Origin of the sequence: Thermogemmatispora sp. (genome assembly GCF_019683755.1) — a bacterium.
Classification (GTDB): Bacteria; Chloroflexota; Ktedonobacteria; order Ktedonobacterales; family Ktedonobacteraceae; genus Thermogemmatispora.
On the sequence record NZ_JADGHT010000201.1, the window covers coordinates 1 to 8,592 of the forward strand.

The following is an 8,592-nucleotide window of genomic DNA, read 5'->3' on the forward strand; positions in this document are numbered from 1 at the left end:
TTTCCACACTCCCTACTACTATTATCCATCTCTCTATAAGATGGAGATGGGTAGCAGTAGTAATAGGGCCTGTGGAAATGTGGATAACTCTGGCCAGCACCTGCCGATATGCCAACAAGTCCGTTAGCTAAAGTGGCTTCGGAAGCGGCACGGTGCGTTACTTGACATGAGTATTATGCGCCTGAGAAACGCCGCCTGCTCTGTGCAAAAGCGGTGGAAAACCTGGGGATAAGTGGCAAGCAGGCTGTGGAAGAGAGAGAAGATCGCGCTGGGGCTGTGGATAAGTTTTCCACAGGCAAAGTGGAAAAGTCTGGATAATAGCGTCTGGTTGTGTGGAAAGTGTGGAAAAGTTATCCACAGAAACGGTGGAAAAGTGGAGAGAAGGATGTCCTGACATGTTAGGTCCAGTGACCGATGTGGATAAGTTATCCACAGGAGCTGTGGATAAAAGGGGTACTGCTGCTATTTATTCAGTGTTCCCTCTGACCTATGTATAAATGCTGAGGAGCCTCTTGCTCTTGTGATGGAAGATTCTAGAATTAGTGATTTTTGCTCCATGCTTGCTATGATGTTTTCGTATCTTAGATGGCAAGCATACAGTATGGCAAGTTCTCGAACGCCGCCTGGTTGTGTGGAAAGTGTGGAAAAGTTATCCACAGAAACGGTGGAAAAGTGGAGAGAAGGATGTCCTGACATGTTAGGTCCAGTGACCGATGTGGATAAGTTATCCACAGCTCCTGTGGATAACCGGGAAAATACTGCCTGCTCTGTGGATAAGTCATCAAGGCGAGAAACCCTTATCGACAGGTTATCCACAAGCAATGTGGATAACCTGTCTGGAGTGTGTATAAAACTATCTGCAGGGAAATGTGAAAATGGTGGAACGCTCTATTTACACCGAGAGAGCGGGGGTCAGATGTCCAGCTCCAGTCTGGGCCAAATAGCTATAGATGCGTAGTAGCTCGGCGATACCGCTAGCGTAAGCAGCCTGATAGCCGGCACGATGAGGAGGATCGCCGTCGAAGACGCCGCTGACCATGCCGAGCATATTCTGGGCCAGCTCATGGAAGAACGGCTCCAATGCGCGTAAGCCCTGGCGCCAGATATACTCTTGTCCGAGAGGAGTAATCTTTTCCTGGCTCAGCGGGGTCAGTCCTCTCGGGGCGTCGAGCTTAAGAAGAGCCTCGATATAGGGGCCGATCAGCCAGGTCCAGACACTCCCTTGGTGAAGAGCCTCCTGCTGTTCTTCGCTGCGAGTGCCCAGCCGTCCATGATAGGCCGGGTCATGGGGAGCCAGGGTACGCAGACCATAAGGGGTTAATAAGTGCCGTGTCACCTGCTCTAGCACCTCGTGGCGGTAAGCCGGCGCAAGGGCTGTATGGCGCAAGGAGATGGCCAAGAGCTGGTTAGGGCGCAGGCCGGAGTCATGACCTGTGGGGCTATCGATCACATCGTAGAGATAGTGGCCCTCTGCATACCAGAAGCGCTGGAAGCCTTCCTCACAGCGCCGGCGCAGCTCCTGAAAGCGACCACTCAAATAAGTATCTCCTCCGCGCCCACGCACCAGCGTCGACCACTCCTCCATCAGTGCCAAGGCATGATACCACAGAGCATTGATCTCAACTGGCTTGCCTGAGCGTGGCGTAACCGGGCGGCCATTGACATAAGCATTCATCCATGTTAGGGCCTGGTCGGGACTGTTGCTACGCAGCAAACCATCGCTTGGGTCAACCTGAATCCCATGTAGCGTTCCTTCTAGATACCAGAGTAGGCTTTCAGCCAGGCGCTGGTACAGCTCAGCGATCAGCTCTTCGTCGCCACTGAAGCGGGAATAATGATCGAGGGCATAAAGATACCAGAGCGTGGCATCTGCATTGCGATAGTCTGCCTCGCTCAAGCTCTGTCCTGCGCGTGGCAGGCGGTCTGGCAGTAAACCCTGCTTAAAGCAGCGCGCCAGTCCTCGCAGCAAACGGCGGCACTCTTCGAAGCGCCCGGTGGCCAGGGCTAGCCCGGGCAGGGCGATCAGAGCGTCGCGTGTGTACTCCTCCAGTCCATAGAACGTCGAAAGAATCGAGAAGCGCTCTGCCTCCTGGCCTCCTGGCGGGACCGCATAAGATCCGGGACTCATGTTTGTCAGGCGTGCTGGCCGCTGACGAATCATAAAGCGGTCTCCTGCCTGCACCAGCAAGTGTAGAAACTCTTCACTCTCTTGTTGAGGATTTGTCGTACCTGTCAGCGGTAGCACCTGAAGACGATAGGAGGTTTCCCCGCCTTCGCCAAAGTAGCGCTGGGGCTGGAGCAGGGCGCGGCGCTGCTCAACGCTGCGCCGGTAAGCCAGCGCCAGATAGCTGGGAGTCAGTGTTAAGAGCGCCGGGTCCTCAGTTGTGGCCACGATGGTGAGAGTCGCTTCCTCTCCCGGCCAGAGACGGGCGCGGAAAACGCCAGGTAAATAAAGATCATCCACGGCAGGCCGCCCAGCCTCGCGGTCAACACGCCGCAGAAAATGCCAGTACCATACCCCTGTGGGGATGAAAAGCGGCTGGCTTTCAGGATGACCGACGATAAATAAATGATACGGCTGAGCGCCTTGATAGGCTCGAATAGTGCAGCCGGTCACGCCGCGAGGCAGCAAGAGCGGTCTCTCCCCAGACCATAGGGGCGAGGCCACTCCCGTAAGCTGCTCGCTGCTGTGATGCACCTCTACTTGAAAGTGCCAGGCATTATGGCCGGTCTGGGGGCAGTCGAAAGGACGATAGGCAGAGAATGGCAGAAGGGTAAGCTCCAGCACATGCTGATCTAACGAGCGATAGCGCAGATATGTACGCTGGTAAGACGGGGGGCTGGCCGAACCTGAGAGCGAACTGGCTGCACGCAGACCCTCATTTGCTGGCCTGGAAGGCTGCTGCTCATGACTGCGCGAAAGGCGATACTGGATGCAGGTCGTGTGCTGGCCTGGAATCATCCAGATCCGTTTCTCTAGCATCACCCCATCAAGACCGCCGATGCGGTAGAGGAAAACAGGAATGCCCTCCTCCAGGCGGAAGGTCTCCAGGTGAACAAAGCCAGCAGGGCTGAGCGTGCCATCACGGTATTCGTTCGTTCCAAGATAATAGGTGCGTTGGTCGAAAACAGCCTCCTCATCGATCTTGGCCAGCAACAGTTGAGGAGGGGCCTGCTGCTCAATGGGGACAACCAGCAAACCATGCTGCATGCGTGTTAGCACGCCGGCAACGGTGCCAGCGGCGTAACCTCCCAGCCCATTCGTAATGAGCCACTCGCGCGAAATGGTCTCGTTGAGATCACAACAGATACTGCGGTCAAATGTAATGGGCATCGTGGACCCTCCAGGCCCTCTTCAATGATAGGCGGCTCTCCCCGCTGAACGTCATACTCTGCCTGTGCGTTGTGCCTCACAGCACCCCTTATTTAGTGTAGCATAACAAGCGCCAGGAAGCAGCGTTTTTCATACTGTTCTCCCTACAATGTAAATGGTTTGTTCTTCTGGCGTTGCACAAATGAGCCTCGGGTGAAAATCCTCCCAAGCGGGGCGTATATAACAATGCAGTGAGTGTCAGCGCACTGCCCTGAGCAAGCAAGAGCTGTGTATTTTCCCAGTGCAGGCCTTGACTTTTGTGCTATACAGCAGTTATAGCCTCCTACCTTGTATTATGTCGACGGACGTCCAGGTCTGCGATCAAAGCGGGAACTTGTCAATAACAGTCGAGCTATGCTACACTGCGCATATCCTTTGCACCCCATGTCGTTCTGTTAACCCGAGGAGGTGTCTGCCATGCTATCCTCTCCAGTCCACAGTGCAGGAGGTCGGCGTTTTCTGCCCAGCCGCAGTAGCATTCTACTGGGCATGCTACTCAGCTTGGCCCTGATCCTGGCCGCCTGCGGTGGCTCTTCAGCGCCCTCGAGCGGCGGGGGCAATGCTACAAGCAACAAGTACGGCTTGATTACACCGGGCGTCCTGACGGTCGGTAGCGATACAACCTATCCACCTCAAGAGTTCATTGATCCGGCCACCAACCAGCCCAAAGGCTTCGACATCGATCTGATTACAGAGATCGCCAGACGCTTAGGGCTGCAGGCGCGCATTGTGACAGACGGCTTCGATACCATCTTCGATGATCTTGCGGCGCGCCGCTTTGACCTGGTGATCTCCGCTGTGACGATCAACCCTGATCGGCAGAAGAAGTTTGATTTCATCCCCTACTTTAATGCCGGCGAGTCGCTCCTTGTCGAAAAGGGGAACCCGCTACACATCACGAGCGTCGATCAGCTCTGTGGGCAAAACGTTGGGGTCCAGACAGGGACCGTGGAGCAGACTGATCTGCAGACGGCCTCGGAAAACTGTACCAAGGCTGGTAAGCCTCCCATTCACCTGACGGTACTCAAGGACCAAACAGAGGTTGTCCAGTTGCTAGCCAATCACCGTGTGGTGGCCACCTATCAGGATTCACCAGTCACCGACTACTATTTGAAGCAGAACCCGGGCAAGTTCGAAGTGGGTGGCTCGGTGGTCAATGCTGCCCCCGAGGGGATTATGTTCCGCAAAGGCGACACGGCCCTTTACAATGCTGTGAAAAATGCCTTTGACGCCATGCGCTCAGACGGCACCTACAAGCAGCTCATTGACAAGTGGGGAGTGACCAGCGGCGCCATCTCTTTGGTGGAGCGACGTACTCTCCTCTAGCAAGCTGCTCATGTTATATACCTCAGCTCAGCCTTCTTCGGCTCGTTGCCCCATTCCTATGGCTTACTGATTTGCTGCGAAGAAAGGCTGATGACCAGCATAGAGCAAACACATGGCAAACTAATGTTTGAGAGCCAATGGCTCCTGCTCTCAGCAAAGAGAGGGGTGGGCCTCCCTCTCCTCTCTTTGCTGAACTAGGCTATCATACAATGAGGAAGAAGTCAGACCCAGGGTAACGTTGCTGCCGGATCAGACAGCTAAGGGCCTCTGCTCTGCAAGTTGACGCTGCTCTCTCTACGCCCAGCGCTGCCTCTTGCCAATCCAAGGACCCAAGGAGATCCCTGCCATGTTTGATTGGGATACCGTCGGGAAATTCATAGTCTCACCTTTTTTCCTCCAGGCCGCCTGGACTACGCTCTGGCTCTCTGTCGTCGCTCAGCTTGCCGGGGTGATCCTTGGCCTGTTTCTAGCGCTCATGCGCATGTCACGCCTTAAGTTGCTATCCTTCCCTGTGCAAGTCTACGTCTGGTTCTTCCGCGGTAGTCCATTACTCATTCAGGTGCTCTTACTTTGGGATGGGCTGCCCAAGCTCGTTCCCGGCCTGCTCTTCAGCCAGATCGCCTGCATATTGATCGCCTTCTCTTTAAATGAGGCGGCCTACATGTCGGAGATTATCCGTGCGGGCATCGGCTCGGTTGATCCAGGGCAAATGGAGGCGGCGCGTGCTCTCGGAATGCGCTATTGGCTGGCCATGCGCCGGATTATCTTGCCGCAGGCGGCACGGGTGATTATCCCTCCCCTTGGCAACGAATTCAACAACATGCTCAAGACCACTTCGATTGCTTCGGTCATTGGACTCGAAGAGCTAACCGGCACTGCCGAGATTCTCGGGGCGCCAACGTTCTCGACTTTCGAATTGCTGATCGTGGCCACCCTTTACTATCTCCTGCTGACTACCTTGTGGGACTACTTCCAGCGCTGGATTGAGCGTCGGCTAGACCCAGAGTATGCCTCCAAGCGAGGACGACCCGGGCGGTGGCAGGGCCAAAAAAGCTGGGCACAGCGGGTCTTGGGCTTTGGCAATCCTCCCGTAGAGCCAGGTAAGCTGATCGCCGGCGGGCATGGAGGTGCGCGCTAGCACGCTCTATCTAGAAAGGAGGTCCTTTCAATGACGCAGCTACAGGGCGACAATTGGTTTCGTGAAGGTGACCAGGCGCAACCTCCGTTTACTTCTGCCTCTGGGACAGGCGAAGCGCCAGAGATGGTGCGCATTGAAGAGGTCGTGAAGCGTTTTGGCGACCTGCTTGTCCTCAAAAATATCAATATGACAGTGAAGCGTGGGCAGGTAGTAGTCATTATTGGTCCTAGTGGCTCCGGCAAGACAACCCTGCTGCGCTGCATTAATCATCTTGAGAAGATCGACGGAGGTCGCATCTACGTTGATGGCCAGCTCGTTGGCTACCGCCTGATCAAGGGACGGCTGGTTAAGGCGAAGGAGGCCGAGATCGCCAAAATGCGCTCTCAGATCGGCTTTGTCTTTCAACGCTTCAACCTCTTTGCGCATATGACAGCCTTGGAGAACATCATTGAGGCGCCTATCCATGTGCTGGGTATGTCACGCGACGAAGCTGTTGCCCAGGCGATGGAACTGCTGCGGAAAGTTGGCTTGGAGGATAAGGCTCATGCCTACCCTCATAAGCTCTCGGGTGGTCAACAGCAGCGTGTGGCTATTGCCCGAGCCCTGGCCATGCGTCCCAAGCTGATGCTCTTTGATGAAGCAACATCGGCCCTTGATCCTGAGCTTGTAGGCGAAGTCCTCAAAGTCATGCGGCAATTAGCGGAGGAGGGCATGACAATGATAGTTGTCACTCACGAAATGGGTTTTGCTCGCGATGTGGCTGATCACGTGATCTTTATGGATCACGGGACCATTGTTGAAGAAGGTCCACCTGAGCAAATCTTCGATGATCCGCAGAACGAGCGTACACGTAACTTCCTGGGCCTCATTGCCGCAGATTAGGTGCGACCAGGCAAGGTCAACTGAAAAAGCGAGGTAGTATGCGTCTTTACCAGGCAAGCCTTCTGGATAATAGGCAGGTGCGACAGGATGTGCACCTGTTGGAGCTAGCTGCGCCCGCTCTGGCGCAGGCTGTGCGTCCTGGCCAATACTGCATGGTGTGCTGCGCCGACGCGGGATCGTTTGATCCGCTGCTACGCCGCCCTTTCTTTATTCACAGCGTTGAGGGCGAGCACTGTCGTATTTTGCTGCAGGTACGTGGGCGTGGCACACGCTGGTTAGCAAAGCGACCTGTAGGGGAAGAGCTAAACATTCTGGGCCCACTGGGACAGGGCTGGCGCTTGCCGGCCAGGGCAAAGACGCTGCTCCTGGTGGCTGAAGGCTTTGGCATCGTCTCCTTAGCGCTCTTGGCCCAGCGTGCCAGTGAGCAGGGGCTGGAGGTCACCCTCGTTCAGCAGGTGGCGCAGGCTCAGGAAGGCTATCCGCCTGCGCTGCTGCCCATAGAAGTGGAGTACCATCTTGTGATCAGCGACCGTAACACGGATAGGGGGAACGGCACAGGCGACAAGACGGGTCAGCAGAGAACACTCTTGACGCTGTTAGGGGACTATCTTGGTTGGGCAGATGCGGTCTGCCTGGGCGTTTCACGTGAAACGGCGCTTCAACTCTATCAGCGCTTCGAAGACCTGCGCCAGCCCGGCTTTGCCCAAGTGGTCGTACTTCAACCGCTGGTCTGTGGTATTGGCACCTGTCTGGCTTGCGCTCTCGAAACCGCGCATGGCCCTCGCCTCATCTGCCAGGATGGCCCAATCTTTGATCTGGGGGTCCTTGCCCGAGGCTAAACGCAGGCCCTGCTCAAACTGACCTCCCCCTGACCAGCGGGCCGGCGTACAGCCGGCCAGCCAGTCCTTCAACTATGGAATAAAAAAGCATATCAACCTGTCCAGCCTGGTCCCCGAAGCAGGAGGAGATGCTCTCGCCCTTCAGCGAATTGAACCAGACGACCAGGCGACACTCGCTCCTGCAGAGCCAGCAGAACTAGCAAGCAAGCATCAAGGCAATTGCAGCAGCGCAATCTCAGCCAGTTGGTCCAGCTCCGCTGGTTGGCAGGGGAGAAGGAAATTCGGTGTAGTATCCAGCAGCTCCAGAAAAGCCAAGACTACTCCCGGGTCAAAGCTGGTTCCTGCATCACGGCCAATGCACTCGCGAGCCATCTCTGAGGAATATGGCTGCTTGTAAGGGCGCTGCGAGGTGAGCACATCGTAGACATCGGCCACGGTCAGAATACGCGCGCTCAGAGGAATAGCCTCGCCGCGCAGTCCCGAAGGATAGCCCTGTCCATCCCAGCGCTCATGATGATACAAGACCGTCTCAACGTAGAAGGGGTCCACATCGCACCCAATCAGAATACGCGCCCCAATCACTGGATGACGCTGCATCTTACGTCGCTCCTCAGCGGAGAGCGCCGCGGACTTGTGCAGAATTTCATTAGCGATCCAGGTTTTGCCCAAATCATGGACTAGCGCCGCCAGAGCCAGGTCGCGGGCCTGACCGTGCTCCCAGCCCAGCTTACTCGCCAGCCGATAGGCGTAGACAGCAACACGGCGCGAATGCTCGTAGGTCACAAGGTCGCGCTCCTTAATACTTCTGGCAAAGGAGAGCAGGATCTCCCGGCTCTCCTCGCCATCCCTTAAGGTTTTGACTGCCACCACTCTGCTCTGCTCCCTCTAAGCCCACAATGAATGACAGTAAAGAGGATGAGTGCAAGACGATGAATCATATAATATAGTAATGTTTTCACCTGCTGTCTGCCCAAGCTCTTGTTTTCAGGCAGTACTTTTGTGTTACTCGTCCTTTATTTTGCTCTTCCTGAAGA

Annotated in this window: 6 protein-coding genes; 4 read left to right on the forward strand and 2 right to left on the reverse strand. The window is 55.6% G+C overall.

Features of this window, described 5'->3' with window-relative positions; all coding sequences use genetic code 11:
* Positions 1-892: 892 nt before the first annotated feature.
* Positions 893-3,334: an amylo-alpha-1,6-glucosidase gene (locus IRZ24_RS13065; RefSeq protein ID WP_297164948.1), complete on the reverse strand. Its 2,442-nt coding sequence runs from the start codon at positions 3,332-3,334 to the stop codon at positions 893-895.
* 456 nt (positions 3,335-3,790) lie between these two features.
* On the opposite strand from IRZ24_RS13065, the gene IRZ24_RS13070 reads away from it, so the two are divergent.
* The 4 genes from IRZ24_RS13070 (at position 3,791) to IRZ24_RS13085 (ending at position 7,558) form a co-directional block, all read left to right on the forward strand.
* The gene (locus IRZ24_RS13070) at positions 3,791-4,699 is read left to right on the forward strand and encodes an ABC transporter substrate-binding protein (RefSeq protein WP_297164950.1); all 909 of its coding nucleotides are present in this window, start codon (positions 3,791-3,793) and stop codon (positions 4,697-4,699) included.
* Positions 4,700-5,045: 346 nt separating this feature from the next.
* Entirely contained in the window at positions 5,046-5,837 is a 792-nt protein-coding gene (locus IRZ24_RS13075; protein WP_297164951.1) for an amino acid ABC transporter permease, read from the forward strand.
* A gap of 123 nt (positions 5,838-5,960) precedes the next feature.
* Positions 5,961-6,719: an ectoine/hydroxyectoine ABC transporter ATP-binding protein EhuA gene (ehuA, locus tag IRZ24_RS13080; protein ID WP_366914289.1), complete on the forward strand. Its 759-nt coding sequence runs from the start codon at positions 5,961-5,963 to the stop codon at positions 6,717-6,719.
* 38 nt (positions 6,720-6,757) lie between these two features.
* Entirely contained in the window at positions 6,758-7,558 is an 801-nt protein-coding gene (locus IRZ24_RS13085; protein ID WP_297164955.1) for a hypothetical protein, read from the forward strand.
* Between the two features lie 210 nt (positions 7,559-7,768).
* Here IRZ24_RS13085 and IRZ24_RS13090 read toward each other — a convergent pair whose 3' ends face one another.
* Complete coding sequence (locus tag IRZ24_RS13090; RefSeq protein ID WP_297164957.1) at positions 7,769-8,425, reverse strand: HD-GYP domain-containing protein; 657 nt, start codon at positions 8,423-8,425, stop codon at positions 7,769-7,771.
* Positions 8,426-8,592: the final 167 nt, after the last annotated feature.

What these genes read in the sequence shown, in the direction of transcription:
- IRZ24_RS13065 (WP_297164948.1), bottom strand. Translation starts at nt 3,334, where the DNA reads ATGCCCATTACATTTGACCGCAGTATCTGTTGTGATCTCAACGAGACC.
- IRZ24_RS13070 (WP_297164950.1), top strand. Translation starts at nt 3,791, where the DNA reads ATGCTATCCTCTCCAGTCCACAGTGCAGGAGGTCGGCGTTTTCTGCCC.
- ehuA (WP_366914289.1), top strand. Translation starts at nt 5,961, where the DNA reads ATGGTGCGCATTGAAGAGGTCGTGAAGCGTTTTGGCGACCTGCTTGTC.
- IRZ24_RS13075 (WP_297164951.1), top strand. Translation starts at nt 5,046, where the DNA reads ATGTTTGATTGGGATACCGTCGGGAAATTCATAGTCTCACCTTTTTTC.
- IRZ24_RS13085 (WP_297164955.1), top strand. Translation starts at nt 6,758, where the DNA reads ATGCGTCTTTACCAGGCAAGCCTTCTGGATAATAGGCAGGTGCGACAG.